18 protein-coding genes and 1 pseudogene are annotated in these 17,612 nt (G+C 62.0%); 15 read left to right on the top strand and 4 right to left on the bottom strand.

The features are described from left to right. Window positions 1-182: 182 nt before the first annotated feature. From KVT39_RS35555 to KVT39_RS35545, 3 genes are all read right to left on the bottom strand, one after another. Window positions 183-1,478, bottom strand: coding sequence for an IS701 family transposase (locus KVT39_RS35555; RefSeq protein ID WP_217591310.1), 1,296 nt, complete (start codon window positions 1,476-1,478; stop codon window positions 183-185). Between the two features lie 185 nt (window positions 1,479-1,663). Further along, window positions 1,664-2,884, bottom strand: a complete 1,221-nt coding sequence (locus KVT39_RS35550) for a YadA-like family protein (protein ID WP_217591309.1) — start codon at window positions 2,882-2,884, stop codon at window positions 1,664-1,666. A gap of 22 nt (window positions 2,885-2,906) precedes the next feature. Next, window positions 2,907-4,271, bottom strand: coding sequence for an autotransporter strand-loop-strand O-heptosyltransferase (locus KVT39_RS35545; protein WP_217591308.1), 1,365 nt, complete (start codon window positions 4,269-4,271; stop codon window positions 2,907-2,909). Between KVT39_RS35545 and KVT39_RS35540 the strand changes: the two genes are divergently transcribed. The 15 genes and pseudogenes from KVT39_RS35540 (at window position 4,266) to KVT39_RS35470 (ending at window position 17,363) form a co-directional block, all read left to right on the top strand. Continuing rightward, window positions 4,266-4,745, top strand: a complete 480-nt coding sequence (locus KVT39_RS35540) for a hypothetical protein (protein ID WP_217591307.1) — start codon at window positions 4,266-4,268, stop codon at window positions 4,743-4,745. The two genes, KVT39_RS35545 and KVT39_RS35540, sit on opposite strands and share 6 nt — an antisense overlap. Window positions 4,746-4,979: 234 nt before the next feature. After that, complete coding sequence (locus tag KVT39_RS35535) at window positions 4,980-5,342, top strand: transposase (RefSeq protein ID WP_200095532.1); 363 nt, start codon at window positions 4,980-4,982, stop codon at window positions 5,340-5,342. Next, window positions 5,342-5,689 (top strand): IS66 family insertion sequence element accessory protein TnpB, encoded by a 348-nt coding sequence (gene tnpB, locus KVT39_RS35530; protein WP_175769615.1) that lies wholly within the window; start codon window positions 5,342-5,344, stop codon window positions 5,687-5,689. Before KVT39_RS35535 ends, tnpB (KVT39_RS35530) begins: the two co-directional genes overlap by 1 nt. 29 nt (window positions 5,690-5,718) lie before the next feature. After that, window positions 5,719-7,281, top strand: coding sequence for an IS66 family transposase (locus tag KVT39_RS35525; protein ID WP_217591306.1), 1,563 nt, complete (start codon window positions 5,719-5,721; stop codon window positions 7,279-7,281). A 39-nt stretch (window positions 7,282-7,320) separates the two neighbouring features. Then, a complete protein-coding gene (locus KVT39_RS35520; protein ID WP_175769619.1) occupies window positions 7,321-7,917 on the top strand; it encodes a plasmid pRiA4b ORF-3 family protein in 597 nt (198 codons plus the stop codon). A gap of 95 nt (window positions 7,918-8,012) precedes the next feature. After that, window positions 8,013-8,543, top strand: coding sequence for a transposase (locus tag KVT39_RS35515; RefSeq protein ID WP_217591305.1), 531 nt, complete (start codon window positions 8,013-8,015; stop codon window positions 8,541-8,543). Continuing rightward, window positions 8,519-8,872, top strand: a complete 354-nt coding sequence (gene tnpB / locus KVT39_RS35510; protein ID WP_217591304.1) for an IS66 family insertion sequence element accessory protein TnpB — start codon at window positions 8,519-8,521, stop codon at window positions 8,870-8,872. Before KVT39_RS35515 ends, tnpB (KVT39_RS35510) begins: the two co-directional genes overlap by 25 nt. A 30-nt stretch (window positions 8,873-8,902) precedes the next feature. Continuing rightward, the gene (locus KVT39_RS35505; RefSeq protein WP_217591303.1) at window positions 8,903-10,483 is read left to right on the top strand and encodes an IS66 family transposase; all 1,581 of its coding nucleotides are present in this window, start codon (window positions 8,903-8,905) and stop codon (window positions 10,481-10,483) included. 206 nt (window positions 10,484-10,689) lie between these two features. Next, window positions 10,690-11,151 (top strand): hypothetical protein, encoded by a 462-nt coding sequence (locus KVT39_RS38215; protein ID WP_253567505.1) that lies wholly within the window; start codon window positions 10,690-10,692, stop codon window positions 11,149-11,151. Between the two features lie 105 nt (window positions 11,152-11,256). Then, window positions 11,257-11,646 (top strand): annotated as a pseudogene (locus KVT39_RS35495) (PDDEXK nuclease domain-containing protein); the annotation flags it as partial. Between the two features lie 50 nt (window positions 11,647-11,696). Then, a complete protein-coding gene (locus tag KVT39_RS35490) occupies window positions 11,697-12,446 on the top strand; it encodes an FRG domain-containing protein (RefSeq protein WP_254640771.1) in 750 nt (249 codons plus the stop codon). 77 nt (window positions 12,447-12,523) lie between these two features. Then, complete coding sequence (locus tag KVT39_RS35485; protein WP_217591302.1) at window positions 12,524-12,946, top strand: hypothetical protein; 423 nt, start codon at window positions 12,524-12,526, stop codon at window positions 12,944-12,946. Between the two features lie 54 nt (window positions 12,947-13,000). Next, entirely contained in the window at window positions 13,001-13,582 is a 582-nt protein-coding gene (locus tag KVT39_RS35480; protein ID WP_217591301.1) for a hypothetical protein, read from the top strand. Window positions 13,583-14,167: 585 nt separating this feature from the next. Continuing rightward, complete coding sequence (locus KVT39_RS35475; protein ID WP_217591300.1) at window positions 14,168-16,039, top strand: hypothetical protein; 1,872 nt, start codon at window positions 14,168-14,170, stop codon at window positions 16,037-16,039. 166 nt (window positions 16,040-16,205) lie between these two features. After that, window positions 16,206-17,363: a LacI family DNA-binding transcriptional regulator gene (locus KVT39_RS35470; RefSeq protein WP_368858963.1), complete on the top strand. Its 1,158-nt coding sequence runs from the start codon at window positions 16,206-16,208 to the stop codon at window positions 17,361-17,363. 37 nt (window positions 17,364-17,400) lie between these two features. On the opposite strand, the gene KVT39_RS35465 is transcribed toward KVT39_RS35470, so the two are convergent. Next, window positions 17,401-17,612 (bottom strand): hypothetical protein (locus KVT39_RS35465; RefSeq protein WP_217591298.1); only part of this gene is annotated, 212 nt, incomplete at its 5' end.

Genomic DNA, 17,612 nt, shown 5'->3' with positions numbered 1-17,612 from the left:
CGCTTCGGCATTCAGCCTTGCCACGCCCGCGTCGTCGATAACCTCGCGTGATCGCCTATTAATCAGTGATTCCCTAGTCTTACTGTGTCAATAAATCAGCATTGAACGCTGAACAAAACGGACATCGCTGGAGCCTGCACGCGATGTATGCAGCGATACGCCAGCGCAGCGTGGTGATGGAATCAGCCACGTGGCGCTGCGCGCGCTGGGGACCCGCGTGGAACGTAATCCGAGGGTAAGGCAAATGGGTCGCGGATCGCAGAGTTTTTTTTACTGTCGCCTTGAATGAGGCGTTGAGCAACAAGAAACCCATAGGCAGCAATACACAATGAGGCATGGTGATGGAACCCACGCCAGCCGCGTCCCTCGAAGTGTCCCAGGCCGAATTCCTGCTTGAGATCCTGATAGTCCCGCTCGATACGCCAGCGCATCTTGGCGACATGAACCATACGTTCGAGCGTTGTGTCTGGGGGCAAAGTCGAGAGCCAATATTTGAGTGGCTCTGCATCACCCTCGGGCCATTCGATCAGCAGCCATTCCTCATCGCGCAGTGTGGAGCGCCAGTAATCGCGGTGTGAAGCACGCACGCGCACGGCGGCAAAGCGCGAACTGAGCGCGGCGCACGTACCTTCGCGCCATATCACGTTGCGATAGCGCGAGGCATCGAGCGTCAAGGCCAGATCCTTGACTCCGATCGGCTCATGTCCCGGCGCGCGCCGTAACAAGCTACGCGGCCGGCCCGATTTGCCCGCGGAGGGCTCGGGCTGTAGAGGAGCCGTGCCCGGCGCCCATACGCGCGTATTCGAGCGAATGCCCACCGCATACTGCAGCCCCAGTTCGCTGACGGACTCGCGAAACAAGGTGTCGTCTCCATAGCCCGCATCGGCCAACACGATACCGTCGGGAGCGCCGCTTTGCCGTGCTTCGCACAACTGCCCGGTTGCAATCGCCGGTTTCGTTGCAAACTCGATTTCCTTGGGCACGCCGGCCTTCTGTCGCCGTGCGGGATCGTCGCTCCATTCGCGTGGCAGATACAGTCGATACGACACCGGTAGGCTCGCGTCGTCCGTCGACACAGACAGACTTACCGCCACCTGGCAGTTGTCCTGCTTGCCCAACTGACCACAGTATTGCCGCGCGACGCCGACTGAATGCTTGCCCTTCTTGGGAAATCCCGTGTCGTCGATGATCCAGTACAACCCGTCAGCCGGGTCCATGTGCGGCAGCACCCAGCGCCGCACCTGCTCGAGCAGCGCTGTATCAGACCATTCCGACTTCGCCACGAAATGATGCAGCGATTGGTGCCGCGCGCTCACATGCTCCGGTTCCAGATGTGCCGCCAGCGGCTCGACACTCTTGCGCCGAATTGGCAGCATTAGCCCTTGGCAATAACCCCTCAAACCTGATTCGCGATCGTTATGCCCAAGTGCTTCACACAAATGTTCCAGATACACCTCGAATGACGTCTCCCAGTCCATCATGCCTCACGCCGTGGATGAAGAAGTTCCTATAGTGGCATGAATTTATTGACACAGTAAGACTAGGATAAAAGAGAACTCACTTGCCAAATGGCTACAAGAAACGCCTCAGGTCATTCACGCAGCGCTTCTATCTGAAACAGATCGCTGCTTAACCCGTTGGCCTCCACGAATTCCGTCCGACCTCACCATTGCCAGCTCATGCCGACGCCGACGGCATTGCTGCCGGCGCTCATCGCGACGCCAGCTCGCACCTTTAGGTTTTCGCTGATGCGCGCGGTGCCGCCGAGCGCGACGGCTTGATAGCCCTTGTAGACCGCACCGCCGACGCCGATCGACAACGTCTTGTCGCGGTCGACATCGGGAATCATCGTCAGCGCGGTTGCCGCGGCGACGCCGGAATACGCGTCGCGCGCGGTGTCGGCGATGCTCTTCTGAAGATCGCCGATGCGCTGGTTCGTGTATGCGTTCGCGTTCGACATCGCCGCGCGCAGCTGCGTGACGTTGACGGCGTCGGTGGCCTCGGTGCCGGATGCGACGTGGGTGATCTGGCGTTCGTGTCCGTTTCTGCCAACGGACACGGTTCCGTCGCGCTCGGCGACGGAACCCGAGCCAAGCGCGATCGAATCGTGCGCGGCCGCGATCGCGCGTGCGCCAACTGCGGTCGATTGCTGGCCGAACGCGACCGCGTTCGCGCCGATGGCGGTTGCTTCGTTGCCGACGACGAACGCGCCGCTTGACGCAAAATCGTTTGCGATGGAGTGGGACGATGCGGCGGGCGCGCCCGTGCCGGTCTTGGGATCATGGACAGGTTGGCCGGGCATCGACGTATTCGGCGGCGTCGGCTTGTGGGCCGTCGAATTCGACGGCGTCTGCCGAGATTGCGGTTTCGGAGGTTGGCCCGATTCCAGCTTCTTGATCGTATTCCCGAAATCTTGGCGCAGCTTGTCGATCGCGTCGGGGGACAGGTAAGTCGCGGCGACGTCGCCGGCGTCGTCTGAGCTTTTCTTCAGCGACCTCAGCGCGGCGTTCGCGGCCACCTCGATCGGCATCGCCGACCGTCCGGAGAAGTCACCGTTCTGATCAGACGTCAGATTGATGGCGTTGCTGATGAGCTCGGTCACGCTGTTGGCTACGTCCTCGGTGACACGCAGGTTGTTCTGAAGCCTGTCGGACAACTGGTTGAGCGTTTTCAGCAGGCCGGTCTTGGTCGGCATGCTCGTGCCCGCGCCGCCTTTTCCCAGCGTGCCCGGCAGCGGCGGCGGGGGAGGCGGCGTTGGGAGACTCGCCTCGGCGTCCATCGACAGCCCGAGGGAAATGGCCGCGAGTGCCCGACAAAGCGTGGTTGCGACAAGACGAGTCTTGGGGGCGTCAGGCGAATGTGTGGAAGAAGCGTTGGAGTGCATATCGATTGGTGGTAACGCGGGTTTAGTCGAGAGGGGCGTGGGCTCTATCCGGTGAGCAGGGTGGCGCGGACGCTTCCAGCAGTCGAACGACAGCGTGTTTGACTTGCGCGCAGCTCACGAGCCGCGCACATTCGAACTGGCGCAATGTCCCCGCGTGGCGCGGGCACGCCGACGCATCGGCATCGTCAAAGTTGGCACTCGCGTCGTTCCAGCAACTGTTGCACGCATGGGAGTTGATTACGCGGTACGGCGTGTCGAACTCGCTGACCGGATGTGTGAATCCGCTGATGAGCACGACGGGCGCGCCGACCGCCCATGCGAGCCACGCGAGATCGCCGGGCACACCGATCAGGCACGCCGCATGCCGAAGCCACCGCGCGCGCTCGGTCCAGGTCGTGTCGGGTGGAAGAACGTGTGCGGTCTGTGTGAGCGCGCTGCTTTCGTCGGCGACCTCAGGCGAAGGCGAATCGACGCAGACGATCCGATAGCCGGCCGCCGTCAAGAACCGCTGCAATTCCCGCCAGCCGCCGGGTCGTTCCCAACGCGCGCAGCGCAGCGCGCTTTGCGCTGCGATGCAGATATAGCGGCCCGCGAACGGCCGGCTATCGTCGGCGAGCTCGATCCGCGGCGGCGCCTCGCGCGGATCGACGCCGAGCATGTAAGCGGCGCTGCGGTGCACGCCGACGAGTTGCGGCGCGCTTGGCTGGTACACGCGCGCTTCGTCGCCGGAAAAGCGCCCGAGCCGGTATGTCGCGTAGTAGCACTCGGACTTGACGGATTCGGGCGTGGTGAACTCGATTTCGGGATAGCCCGGTTTGAGCAGCGAGATCAGCGGCGCCGGCATCGAGCACGTTAGCTTGCAGCGGTGTTGTCGCTGGAATTTCACTGCATAGCCGAACCAGCCGAGCGCCTCGCCAAGCCGGCCCGCCTCGAACTGAATAAGCACGGGCTTGCCGTGCGCGTCGAACTGATGCCTGAAGACGCGCTTGCCGCCCGCGTCGATCTCGATCAGGAACGGCACGAAATGCTTCCTCGTACTGGTCACGACGCCCGCGCCGATCTGCGTATCAAATAGCGGCATATCGGTGTGTGTATCGCGCAGGCGCACCGTCCAGTCTCCGTCCGGCAACAGCACGCGGCAGCCGTCGTTGAAGTCGAAGCGCACGCTTGCGGTGCCGGACCACGTCGGCGTGTCGGCGGGCGGCGTGAAGCCACGCGGGTGCGTCGCGTCCGGCGCAGCCGACAGATGCGGTGCGCTCTGGCGCGGACTGGGCGCCGGCGGCGCATACGCATCGAGCGTCAACGGCGAGCCGCGGTGCGTGACCTGAGGCACTTCGTACGCACTTCGCCTGATGTTCGCATTGGAGTACGAAAGAGAGATATGCATGATGACAATCGTTGTTCGGTGACGTACCGCGATGCGGGCGAAATCGGCGCGTGCGCATGGATGCGAAACGTGTGCTCGGCGGCGGCCGTGCACGAGACGCGCCGCGCCGGACAGCCGCTACGTTCGACTAAGCGAGCGGTTTCGCGTCAGCGACGTCCGGTGCCGGTGTTCGATGAATTCGTTGGCTTGTTCGGTGGTTCCTCTTGGGCGAGCGTTAGGCGCTATCCCGGTGACGGGGCGATCGCGATTCGCATCACGATGGGTGCGCCGACCGAGCGGCTTCGGCAGCTGTTACGCCGATCATTCAGCAGCGCGATTATTTCAAGCGGCCGGGAATCGCGCGTCGGGGAAACAACCGATATTGGGCGATTCGAGCGCGCCGATTTGATCGGCGTCGGAGCGCGCGCGAGCGGAATCGGCGCGAAGACTGAGGTCACGCGGGGGCTCGCGCCCGCGTCAAGGCCGGCGAGATGACGCCGTCGACGATCTAGCGCCGCCGCGGCTCGGAGAACACGCAGAATGCACTCTATTTCGTGTTTCTTGAACTCGGACGCGTGATCCGGACGCTGGTTCTGCCTGCCGGCGTACCGGCGCGAGCACATCAACCGACTCGGCAATTAAGGTAAGCGCTTCCCCAGCACCGTCTGTTCATGAAGGTTCATAGGCGGCAATCTGGTTCCCACCGGAATGTAGTGGGAACCAGAAAAAATGGAAATCAAGGCGCAGGGCCGCCGACGAGGCTCCAAGAATTACACGAATGAGTTTCGCACGCAGGTCGTGGCGGAAACACGAGACCCGACCCGTTCACTGGCGGAAGTTGCACGCGCGCATGGGTTGAACGCGAATCTCGTGTCGAAGTGGCGTCGGGATCAGGAGCAAGAGGCGACGTCCGCATCCGCGCCAGTTGAATTATTCCTGCCTGTTCAGATGGCATCACCGCCGATACCGGAACCGGTCAGATCATCCGGGCTGGTCATCGAATGTCGTGGCGTACGCGTGTGTTTCGAAGACAAGCCGGAGTCTGATGTCCTGCGGCTTGTGCTGACGAGCTTGCTGGAGGTGGGTTCGTGATGCTGGGCCTTCCCGCTGGGACGCGGGTGTGGCTGGCTGCTGGTGTGACCGATATGCGTTCCGGCTTCAATAGCCTGGCCGCGAAGGTGCAGACCGTGCTCGAGCGGGACCCGTTCAGCGGACACGTGTTTGTGTTCCGCGGCCGACGCGGCGATCTGATCAAGGTGCTGTGGTGGAGCGGCGACGGCATGTGTCTGCTGATGAAACGGCTTGAACGCGGCCGCTTTGTCTGGCCGCGTGCGGATGGGGGCGTCGTCAGCTTGAGCCAGGCGCAGTTGTCCATGTTGCTGGAAGGCATCGACTGGCGGCAGCCGGTGCGCACGGCGGCGCCGACCTCAGCGTTGTAAACCCGCCCACCGACGCGTAGACTGCGGGCATGACGACGGCGAACCCGTACCCGGACGACATCGAAGCGCTCAAGGCTCTACTGCTCGAGCGCGATGTCCGCATCGGGCATCTGGAAGACGTGGTCGAATCGCACAAGGCGGCGACGGCAACCGACAAGGCAGAGATCGAGCATCTCAAGCTGCTGATCGCAAAGCTGCGCCGCATGCAGTTCGGCCGCCGCTCGGAGAAACTGGACCGCCAGATCGAACAGCTCGAGCTGCGTCTGGAAGAACTCGAGGCCGACGAAGGCGCTGCCCCCATCGAGATTCCCAGGACGCCACGCACGGCACCGGAACAGGTACAACGCAAGCCGTTGCCGGATCACCTGCCGCGCGAGATCCAGATCCATTGGCCCGAATCACGTGAAACCTGCACGGCGTGCGGTGCGCCGATGAAGCAGCTTGGCGAGGACGTCGCCGAACAACTCGAGTATGTGCCGGCGAGCTTCCGGGTCATCCGCCATGTGCGGCCGAGGCTGGCATGTTCATGCTGCGATTACATCGCCCAGGCTGCTGCGCCGAGCCGTCCCATCGAGCGAGGCATGGCTGGCCCGGGACTGCTGGCTCACGTACTGGTCGCGAAGTTCGCGGATCACCTGCCGCTCTACCGGCAGTCGGTGATCTATGCGCGGGAAGGTGTCGAGCTGGATCGCTCGCTGCTGGCGAAGTGGGTTGGTCACACTGCGGCGCTGCTGCAACCGCTCGTCGACGCACTGCGTCGCCACGTCATGGCGGCGACGAAGCTCCATGCCGACGATACGCCAGTGCCGGTGCTTGCGCCAGGGAACGGCAAGACCAAAACCGGACGCCTGTGGGTGTATGTGCGTGACGATCGGGCGTCCAGCGACGCCACTCCGCCGGCCGTCTGGTTTGCCTATACGCCGGACCGCAAGAGCATTCATCCGCAGCAGCATCTCGAATCGTTCAATGGCACGTTGCAGGCCGACGCCTACGGCGGCTACCAAGCGATTTACGAAACGGGACGCGTTGCCGAAGCAGCATGCTGGGCCCATGCACGGCGGCAGTTCTACGAATTGCATGCGGCTCGCCCAAATGCATTGAACACCGAGGCGCTGGAACGTATCGGCGCGCTCTACAAGGTCGAAGAGCAGATCCGTGGCAAACCGCCCGATGAGCGGCGAGCGCACCGACAAACTCGCGCCAGGCCCTTGCTCGATCAACTCCATGGGTGGCTGAGCGCCACACTGGAGACGCTCTCGCGCAAATCCGACACGAGTCGGGCGATCCTCTACGCGCTGAATCGGTGGGAAGCGCTCACGCGCTACTGCGACGACGGGCATCTCGAAATCGATAACCTGCCGGTCGAGCGCGCGTTGCGCGGAGTGGCTATCGGGCGCCGAAACTACCTGTTCGCCGGCGCGGACTCAGGTGGGGAGCGTGCTGCCGCGATCTACAGCCTGATCGGGACGGCCAAGCTCAACGGCATCGATCCCGAGGCGTATCTGCGCGCCGTGCTTGCGCGCATTGCAGACCATCCGATCAACCAGGTCGAAGGCCTGCTGCCCTGGAAAATGACCACCCCGGCATCGTAAGGCGATAATGCCGCTGGCTTCCCGTTCCCCGGAGATCAGATGGCGAAATCGTTCCAGCGCTTTACCCTGCACGTGCAGCTTCAACACATCGAGCCGCCCATCTGGCGCCGGCTCGAGGTCGAAGGAACCGAGTCACTGCGCAAGCTGCACCATATCCTGCAGGCGGCCTTCGGCTGGGAAGACTCCCACCTGCACGACTTCCTGATCGACGGCATGACCTACGCCATGTTCGAGGTCGATGACGTGCTGGACTTCGCCGATCCGGGCACGACCGCCGATGACCGCAAGGTTCGACTGCAGAAGGTCCTGAAACCTGGCTCACGCTTCCTCTACCGGTACGACTTCGGGGACGGGTGGGATCACGCCATCGTCGTTGAGAAAGTGGAAATCGTTGAAAGCGAACCGTGGGGCGCGGCCCAGGTCATCGATGGTGCTCGCGCGTGCCCGCCAGAAGATGTGGGCGGCCCGCCTGGCTACGACGCGTTCCTGAACACGCTATCTAACGATCCGAATAGCGAAGAGGCAGAACATTACCGAAACTGGGTTGGCCCCGGCTTCGATGCCGATCGGTTCGATCTGCGTGCGGCCAATGCCACGCTGCTGCGCATGGCATCCAATCGTTGGGGAAACCGGTAACTCACGCCGTCAAGACGGTATCGGCTCCACGCTTACACCCAACGACGCTCTGAGCGAGGAGCATAGGTGTCCACCTATTTGGGAGGTGGACACCTATGGCTGACAAAGACTCAGAGTTGAGAGTAGTTCGTCAAAACAGCGACGGCCGTCGCCGCTACGACGAGAAGGGCAAACGCAGATTGGTCGAGGCGGCGTTACGCCCGGGCGTGTCGGTGGCTCGCCTGGCGCAGGAGCACGGGATCAATGCCAACCTGCTACGCAAGTGGATTTCGAAATATCTGATGGAGCGCGAGAAAGGCCTCGTGCCGGCGTCGCAAGATAACGACGCTGACAGGTGCGATTTGCCGCCCGCCGTCGAGGTGATCGATGGTGTGGCAATCGATCTCCCGGGTTCGCTCAAACGCATCTCGACCACGGCACCACCATCTACGTTCGTGCCGGTCGTTTCGGCGCCGTCGTTGACATCGCCCACACCGCCATCAGCACCGATGACGCTCGCGTTGCAAGTGCGTCTATCCAACGGTGTCGAACTCGAACTGGGCAAGGCTATCGCGACCGTCGACGAACTGACGACCTTGGTTCATATCCTGGGGAGGATGCCGTGTTCCGGTTCGACGAAGGCTTGAAGGTCTACCTGCACCGCGATCCTGTCGACTTCCGCTACGGCATGAACAGCCTGTCGATTCTCGTCGAACAGTCGATGCGACTGAACCCGATGGATGCTTCGCTCTACGTGTTCGGCAATCGGCGTCGTGATCGGATCAAGATCCTCGGCTGGGATGGGAACGGCTTCTGGCTGCTGATGAAACGCCTCGAGGTCGATCGCTTCACCTGGCCAGACAAGAAAACCGAAGTCGTGACGATGACGACAGACCTGCTACACGCGTTGCTCGGCGGTGACGACATTACCACGATCCAGCGGCATCCGAAGCGCGAATATCGTCGCGTCAGTTGAACGCGGGATTGGCATGTTTGTCGAATCGGCATGCCGATCCAGGTCACCCTCACCGCCGACGAACTTGCCGCGCTGCTCGCGATACGTGAGCAGCACACAGCGCTTCAGCAAGAGCGAGACGAACTGCGCAGTATCGTGCGTCTCGTGACGGCGGAACGTGATCTCGCCGAGGAACGACTGCGCGCTTACCGCCGCGAACTGTTCGGTGCGAAGAGCGAGGCACGGGATTCGGATCAACTCGGCCTGTTCAACGAAGCCGAGGCGCTCGGCACGAACGCGACGCCCGCAGAGGAAGACACTCCGGAATCGACGGTCGCTGCGCACACTCGCAAGAAGCGCGGTCATCGCAAGCCGCTCGATCCCAACCTGCCACGCGAAGTCGTGCGGCACGAGCTGCCCGAAGCCGAACGCTTCTGCACGAATGACGGTCATGCGCTCGTCGAGTTCGGCGTTGAGATCAGCGAGCAGCTCGACGTGATCCCGGAGCAGCTTCGCGTGATCCAGCACCAGCGCGTCAAATATGCGTGTCCGTGCTGCGATCTCGGCATCAAGGTGACGCCGGCGCCGCCGCGCATCATCCCTCGTGGACTGTTGAGCGAATCGGCGCTCGCGTGGATCGCCACCGGCAAGTACCAGTTCGGCATGCCGCTATATCGCCAGGCCGGTCTGCTGCGTCGCTTCGGCGGCGACATCTCGTCGAACACGATTGCCGCGAGTATGGTGCGCGTGGGCCTCGCGACGCAGCCCGTGATCAACCTGATGCGTGACGCGTTGCTCGACGCCGAGCTGATTTACTGCGACGAGACGACGCTCCAAGTGCTGAAGGAAGAAGGTCGTCGACCACAAACGACGAGCTACCTCTGGGCGCAGATGACTGGTTCGGGCGTTCCCATCCGCTGCTTCACCTATACACCGGGACGCGGCACCAAGCTGGCCGACAAGCTGTTCACCGGGATCCGCGAGGGCGCGGTCATGATGACCGATGGCTACGAGCCCTACAACGACATCGCTCAGCGTCACCGACTCGTGCACCTTGGATGCTGGGTTCACGTGAGGCGGTACTTCGTCAAAGCGGAAGACAGCGTACCGAAGGCTGCCCGAACCCCCGATCTGCTTGCGACGCGCTTCATCAAGTTGATCGGCAAGCTGTTCGCCGCGGAATCTCGGAGTGAGACGTGGGCGACCGAACGACGACAGCGGTTGCGACGACGATATAGCGCACGCGTACTCGACATCATCCACGCACTGATGCTCGAACAGTCGCCCGACGTCGTACCGAAAAGCTTGCTCGGCAAGGGACTGACCTACCTGCGCGAGCAGTGGCCGAAGCTGGTCCGCTACGTCGAGAACGGCAGCTGGCCTATCAGCAACAATCCCTGCGAAAACGCGATTCGCCCGTTCTGCGTCGGGCGCCGCGGCTGGTTGTTCTCCGACACCGTCGATGGTGCAAACGCGAGCGCCAACCTCTATACGCTCGTCGAAACCTGCAAGGCCAATGGCATCGATCCGTACCGATACCTCACCTGGCTGTTCCAACATCTACCCCTGGCGAAGACAGTCGACGATTACGACGCGCTGCTGCCTTGGAAAATGCCTGCTGAGCTCCGCTGACCCGCAGCGTTACCACACCTCACACACTCCGCCGCCTTCTCTGAGGGGCGTCGTTCATGGACCGCATACGACCTATCTGCACAGCGATGAGGTACAGCGAGCCCGGCAGTTCGATCGGGCATTCGAGGCGCGTAAGGTCTAAAGTATGAGCGCGCCGATCGCAAATTGGCGCAAATGAGGCAGGCTGGTGACGAACGAGCTCGCGAATGCGCCGCTGCAACGACCAAGGTTTGGGGATGGGATACTCGATTCGAACGTTTCTGATCACGAAGGAAGATGACATCTGTCGGCTCAGCAGTCGTTACTGGCAGATGCTTGGGCACCCGGACAGCCACCGCCTGCCGGCCTTCGCAGGCCAACGCGTGCGGATCGCAAACCTGACCATCGAGCTTGCGAATCGCATTCCGACGCGAGTCGTCCACCAGGACTTCATGATCGTCACCCTCGATGCCAACGGAGCTCTCGATGTCGGTCAGATCATGGAACGCGCCTCCTCGCGCGGTGAAGCCATTCTGTCCGGTAGCGCACGGAACGACGCGCGAGGCACGAAAGTCGTCGATGCGACGGCACGCTTCAAGGTGCAGGGTGGCCAATGGGCACCATCGCCGACGCTGGTCAGAGCGCTTACTGAGACCGCACTTGGGCTGCGACCATGCCCACGGATCTGAAAAACCTCGCGGCCTATGCAGCCTGATCGAAAATTGAAATTCCCATTTTGAATCATGGCATTAAGGTGATTTTGGCGAAAATTTCACGAATCCCGGCCGACCCTCGGCTTCACGTTCGTTGCCCGCCAAAAGCGGTTGCCAATCGACGACGACGACTTCTATCTCGACCTGCTGTTTTACAACCGCAAGCTCAAACGTCTGGTTGCCATCGAACTGAAGCTCGGATCCTTCAAGGCCGAGTATAAGAGTCAGATGGAGCTGTACTTACGCTGGCTCGCGAAGCACGAGCAGGAGCCGGATGAAGCGCCGCCGATCGGCATCATACTGTGTGCTGGCAAAAAACAAGAACAAATCGAATTGCTCGAGCTCGGCAAAAGCGGTATTCACGTCGCCGAGTACCTCACGGTGCTCCCGCCACGCGAGACGCTACAGGCGAAGCTGCACCAATCGATTGCGGCAGCACGTGCCCGTCTCGATGATCTAGGCGAGTCGTAATGACTGGCCGATCCATCCTTTTTGTCGACGCAGCCTGACCTACCGGACCTATGCTGACCACCAACATCAAAAACCGGACCGCTCAGTATCTCGGCGAAGCGGGTGACCTCGCGACCTTCCTGCAGTACGTAGACCGATGGGTTTCGGGAACGCCTGACCTCGGCTACAACATCCATCTGTTTCGCGGACAGAGGAGCGAGAACTGGCTTCTCAAGCCCAGCATTGCACGACACGTGCGCACGACGCCGACCACCGAGGCGCGCATGCTGGCGGAGTTCAAGCAGCGAGCGATTCCTTATCTGGAGTCGACCCTCGACCTCGCCGAAGTCGACTGGTTGGCGATCGCGCAGCACCACGCGATGCCGACGCGACTGCTCGACTGGTCTGGCAGTGCGCTTGCAGCGCTGTGGTTTGCGATCAAGCAGCCCTCCGACGAGCCCGCGGAGGGGCAGGTGCCTCCTGCTGCAGCTGTTTGGATGCTGGCCTGCGATGAGGCGGACGTGATTTCAGACGAAGAACGCCAGGATCCACTGCACATCGGTGAAACGAAGATTCTCAAGCCGCGCCATGTGTCGCGCCGCATCGCAGCGCAGGATGGCTGGTTTAGCGTCCATCGCGGGAAGCCCGACGGGCTCGGCATGCAGTTGTGTCTCTGGACACGAATCAGACTTACAAGAAACGCCTCGGCTACGTGCGGATACCAGCGGCCGTGTTTGGTGCGATCCGCCGCCAACTGCAGACGGCTGGGATTAACCGGGCGGTGCTTTTCCCGGATCTGGATGGCGTCGCCGGTACGGTGACCGGGACCTTTCTCGTGCCAGACGATCCGTTGCCGCTGACGCTTGGCACCATGCCGAATCCGGAGGCCTGATCTGCGATGAGCACCTTCGCCCCGATTTTGCAGCCACCGGGCGCATCCGATGCGCCACCTGTCACGCTTGCGCTCAACGTGCCTCGCGAGCTCGAGGCAATCGCCCGCGAACTTGCTGAGCTCAAGCTCGCGCTGGACCGCTTCAGTCGTACGCCGACCGGACAGCCGTTTCTCAACGACTGGTTTGGCAGTCCAACCGGCACGTGCGCGTTTGACGGCCGAGAGTTCATTGAGCGCATCGTCCCGTTTCTGGGCCATAGCACGGCCGTCGACCGGCCATTTCGCGCATTTGTCGATCCCACGCTGGTCCTCGGAGCCAACATCAATGGGCGGCCGGAATCGATTCGCGGTGACGATATTGCGCGCCGGCGGGCGCGCTACGCACGCGATTTCGATGTATCAGGGCTTGAGCGTGCCGATTACCAGTAGCTGGAACCGCTGGGGATTGTTTGGGCGCACGAAGGCAAGCATCGAGTCGCGTTCATGCGGATGCACGGGGAATCAGCGATTGCCGCATGGGTGACGCGGCGCGGCTATCCGACGCCGGAGCGGCTTATCCTCGTCAAGCCAGCGAATGAACGGGAAGAGTGGTTCGCGATCCTGGATGGCCGTTATCTCCAGCAAGTGCCTCACCCCGCGCTCACGCAACGCCTGCTTTCGGCGTACGGAGTGCCCACCGTGCATTGGCGTGACCTCGAGGGTGTACCGTCCGAGTCGTTCGCCCGCCATGCCATTGTCGAATGGCGAGCGAGGCCGCGCACGTTTGCCGAGGCGGATCGCACGCTAGACTTGCGCGCGCTGCGCGATGAGGAGCAGCGCCGGAGCGAACCGTTCGTCCGGACCGTCGCGGAGCTAGTGCGCGAAGGCTGGCAGGTTCAGTACGGTCGACAGTTCGCTTATGCCGCGGCTGCGCTCGGGGCGGGCGCGTTGTTGAAGCTCGTGTTCCAAGGGGGGAGGCTCCAGGACCTCGGGCTCGTGTGCATGGGCGTGGGCATCGGGTTGAGTGCGGTGACGTCGACGCTGCGCATTGTGGGACCACGCGGTCGCCGTGGCAGAGGCGTCTGATATGACCGCAGTTCGACGTCCGGAATCGACATCGAGAGTGACTCGCAGACACCATTAGCAGTATCTAAGAATTTCAACACCGGAAGACGAAGGTGACGGGGGCGCGATTGTGTCAGTGCATGAAGCACCGCTGTACCGCGCAGCAATGGTTCGCTATTCGATGCCATAGCGGATCGATTCCTGACACGCAAGCACCGGCGGCCAAAACGACCGAATCCTAGGGAAACACCTAGGATCGACCGACCTTGACTTGATCACGTGAGACACTAAACTAACACGAATTAGCCGCTGAAGCTCCAAGTCGAAAACATCCTGCGTCGTTGCTGTTCATTGCGCATGAATGTGCACATTTTGGCCGGAGCTTTTATTTCGCCTCACAACTAATACGAGTTAGTATCCTGCATCGGAGTTCGGCTCGATATTGCTCCGGCATGTGTTGACCGGGCCAGCGTGTCGTTCCCGGCACCGGCTCATGCCGTCGTTTTGATTCGAACTGCAAATCATTCTCCGTGGACGAGCGGAGGAGAAGGTGAGCCGTACCGGGAGCGCCGGATTGCGCTTGTCAACTACGCAAGGAGACTCACGATGGATGTCCGTTCTACGGGGCGCGCGGGAGCGCGCATGAATCTCAAGCGCTTTGCAAGCGGTCCGGGCGCCGATGGCGGAACCGCGCCCCATCGGCTGCGCGTGCTGGCGGCCGTTGCCGCGAGCGTATTCCTGTTCGGATGCAACGGGCAATCGGACAATCCGGTTGCGCGTTCCGTCGCGGTGCTGAATGCCGCGGTTGCGGTCGACAATGGCGAACTGACGGCGCATGCCAGCAGTTCCGATTCCGCGAATTCCGCCGCGGCATTGGCCACGGCATTCAACCAGGCGGTCGTCGAAGCCCGCAAGCTGAACTTCGTGGCCGACAACTGGAGTTTCTTCAGCACGCCGCAGCCGGCCGGCCTCGGCTGGCCGAGCGCATCGAGCGACGTGCGTTGCCCGTCGTCGGCCCGGGATCTGCAGCCGGGTTATCTCGCGGGTCTGCAGAATCGTTGCGCCTACTATTCGCGGGACTATGTCCATCAGGCGACCGGCGCGTACTACCTCGGCTTCTACGAACAGAACTACCAGATGGCCGATCACTTCGTGACGCTGATGCACGACAACGGCGGCGCGATGGCGCCTTACTGGGCCATCGGCGCGAACGGCACGGTGTACGAGCAGAACGACGAATCGCCGGCGCCGTTCGAGATCGGCGAGAACATTGCGAGGATGTACCGGTTGACCGCGGACAGCCGCTATCTGGGTGCGGATTTCACGAACTATACGAACAACCTCAACGACGGCTTTACCAACGTCAGCAACAACAGCTACGTCAACGCCGAGGGTTTCCGGATGGCACGGGCCCAGACGAACGGCGAGACGGCGACCTACAACGAATTCGTGTATGACCGCGGCAACAACCTCCCGAGCAATCTCGTGATCCTGCTGGGCGGCGATATGGCGGCAAGCGAGATTGCCTATTACCGCGAGATTTCCGCGTATCCGTCGCTGCTCGCGCAAGGCGATGCGACCAACGTGACGACCCGGTTCGGCACGCTGTCGACGAGTTTCAACGGCGACTGGTATCTGCCGGCCGTACAGCATTTCTCGGTGGGGCTCGTCGGCACGACGAGCACGACGTACAACGCGTCGAATTACCAGAGCCTGCAGTACTACGACTACTACGCGCAGGAGCCCAATCTCTTCCCGCTCTACAAGGGCGTGATTACCGATGCGGGGAAACTGACGAACCAGGCGAACTACGTCGATACCCAGTCGGAAGCGCTCTATCAGGCACACGGCCTCGAGTATCCGGGCATCGAGTCGCATACCTATCTGCCGACGGCGTTCTACAACGCGAACCAGCCGGATATGGCATGGAAATGGCTGACGCGGCTTGCGTCGTGGGAATCCGGCCACGGCGTCACGGGCTATCCTGAAGTCGCGTTCGCGATGATTTCCGATGTGATCACGAAGGTGCTGGGTCTCGATTTCGATGCGCCCAACAAGAAGCTCGTCACGCTCGCCCGTCTTCCGTCGTCGTTCCAGGCCGGCAACAGCGTCGCCGTCAACAACATCCCGCTGTACTTCCATGACGCCGGCAACACGATTACGGTCAAGGCGGGCATTGCACAGACGATGACCGCGAACGGCACGATCGAGACGGATTTCACCTACGATTCCGATCCCGTCGCCCAGCCGAGAAGCGGGTTCCGCTGGGTCGTGAAGTTTCCGTCGAAGGGCAGCAATACGCAATGCAAGGTCGCGCAGACCTGGGCCAATGGCACGCAATCGACGGGATACTACGCACTTGCATCCGATTCGAACGGGGTGCCGACCTGCGGAGGCAGCGATGGCTCGGGGATCTGGATGAGTACCGGCGATCCGAACTGGAGCGTGACGAAAATTGCGGTAACGCTGTCCTCCTGAGCGGCGATCCGGAGAGCGTGCGGATGCATGACGCATGCGCACGCCGCGTCGGCCGACCGGTGCGGCGGCCATGCGCAGGCCTAAGGGTATTCACTCAATTTCGTTTCCTTGACCTGTTGCCGGCCGTCTCTATACTAAACCGCGTTAGATGGCTGTCGGGCGAGATGTGACGATTGCGCCGGCAGCCTCGGGTATATTCGGGTCGACGATAGATCCGGGGCGGGGATTGCCTGCGCCAGTCTTCCAATCTGTAGCTAAATCGAATCAGGAGCATTGCGTCGTGAGTCGCGTAACCAGTACCCAGGTCGCCCAGCTTGCCGGTGTGTCGCGCACGACGGTGTCGTTCGTGCTGAATGGCGTAACGGGCATGGGGATCAGCGAGGAAACGCGCGAGCGCGTGATGACGGCTGCGAGGCAACTCGGCTATGTGCCGAATGCGATGGCCCGATCGCTGGCCAGTGGCTCCACGAAAACGATCGCGCTTCTGATGCCGCATGGCGATCACGTGCATGTCGATGTCGACGCCTATCTCCCGCGCTTTCTCGCCGGCCTCAGCGTCGCGTGCCATGCGCACGGCTACAAGGTCATGCTCGAGCCCGTGCAAGAGACCGACCGCCCCGGCGCGTTCCTCGATCTCGTGGACAGCGGGCGCATCGACGGCCTGGCCGTCCTGAATCCGCGACGGCTTGACGAAGGGCACCTGCATGAGCTGGCCGAGAAGGGGTTCCCGCTCGTCGTCTTCGGTTCGAACCTGGCCGAGCAGCGCACCGTGTGCGCCATCGGCGTCGACAACCGCGCGGCCGCCCAGCAGGCAACGGAACACCTGCTGGGGCTCGGTCACGAGCGGATCGCGCATATCGGCTTTGCGTCGGAGGACTATCAGGTCGTCCGCGATCGTCTGGACGGTTTCCGGCAGGCGATGGCGATGCATCACGTGGACGCGCGTCCCGAATGGATCGCGTTTGCCGATTACAGTTCGCAGAGCGGCTATGACGCGATGCGCGCGATGCTCGCCGGTTCGCCGCGCATGACGGCCCTGTTCGCCGGAAACGACACGATCGCGTTCGGCGCAATGGCGGCGATCCGCGAAGCCGGGCTGCGCATTCCGGAGGACATCGCGATCGTCGGCTACGACGACATTCCGCTGGCGGCGTTCGCGACGCCCCCGCTGACGACAGTTCGCACCGAGCCGTTCCAGGAAGGGCGCGACGCGGCGGCCACACTGGTCGGGATCATCGCGGGAGATTCGCCGGACGGGCTGCACACGCGCGATATCGCGCCACTGATCGTCCGGCAATCCTGCGGCGCGAACCGGAAGACGTAGCAGCACGTACGCCGCGCGACAGAAACCGCGCCATTACCTAGCCGACGTGCCCGGCAAGCGCTCGCCGGACACGACGAAAACAATCAACGGGAAAAGAAGCTCGAAGCGGCAAGCGGTCGGAGAATTTTGCAAAACAATAAGGAATGCGAATATAAATCAGGAGCGGAAGAATGCCGGCCTCAAATCTGAAGTGCAACACTCTCGCTATCCGGTAATGTCCGCGAATGGCAAAGAGAACGTACCAACAAC

The sequence above is a fragment of the Burkholderia sp. GbtcB21 genome (assembly GCF_019091065.1).
Classification (GTDB): domain Bacteria; phylum Pseudomonadota; class Gammaproteobacteria; order Burkholderiales; family Burkholderiaceae; genus Burkholderia; species Burkholderia pyrrocinia_C.
This window is presented reverse-complemented; position numbering and strand designations above follow the sequence as displayed.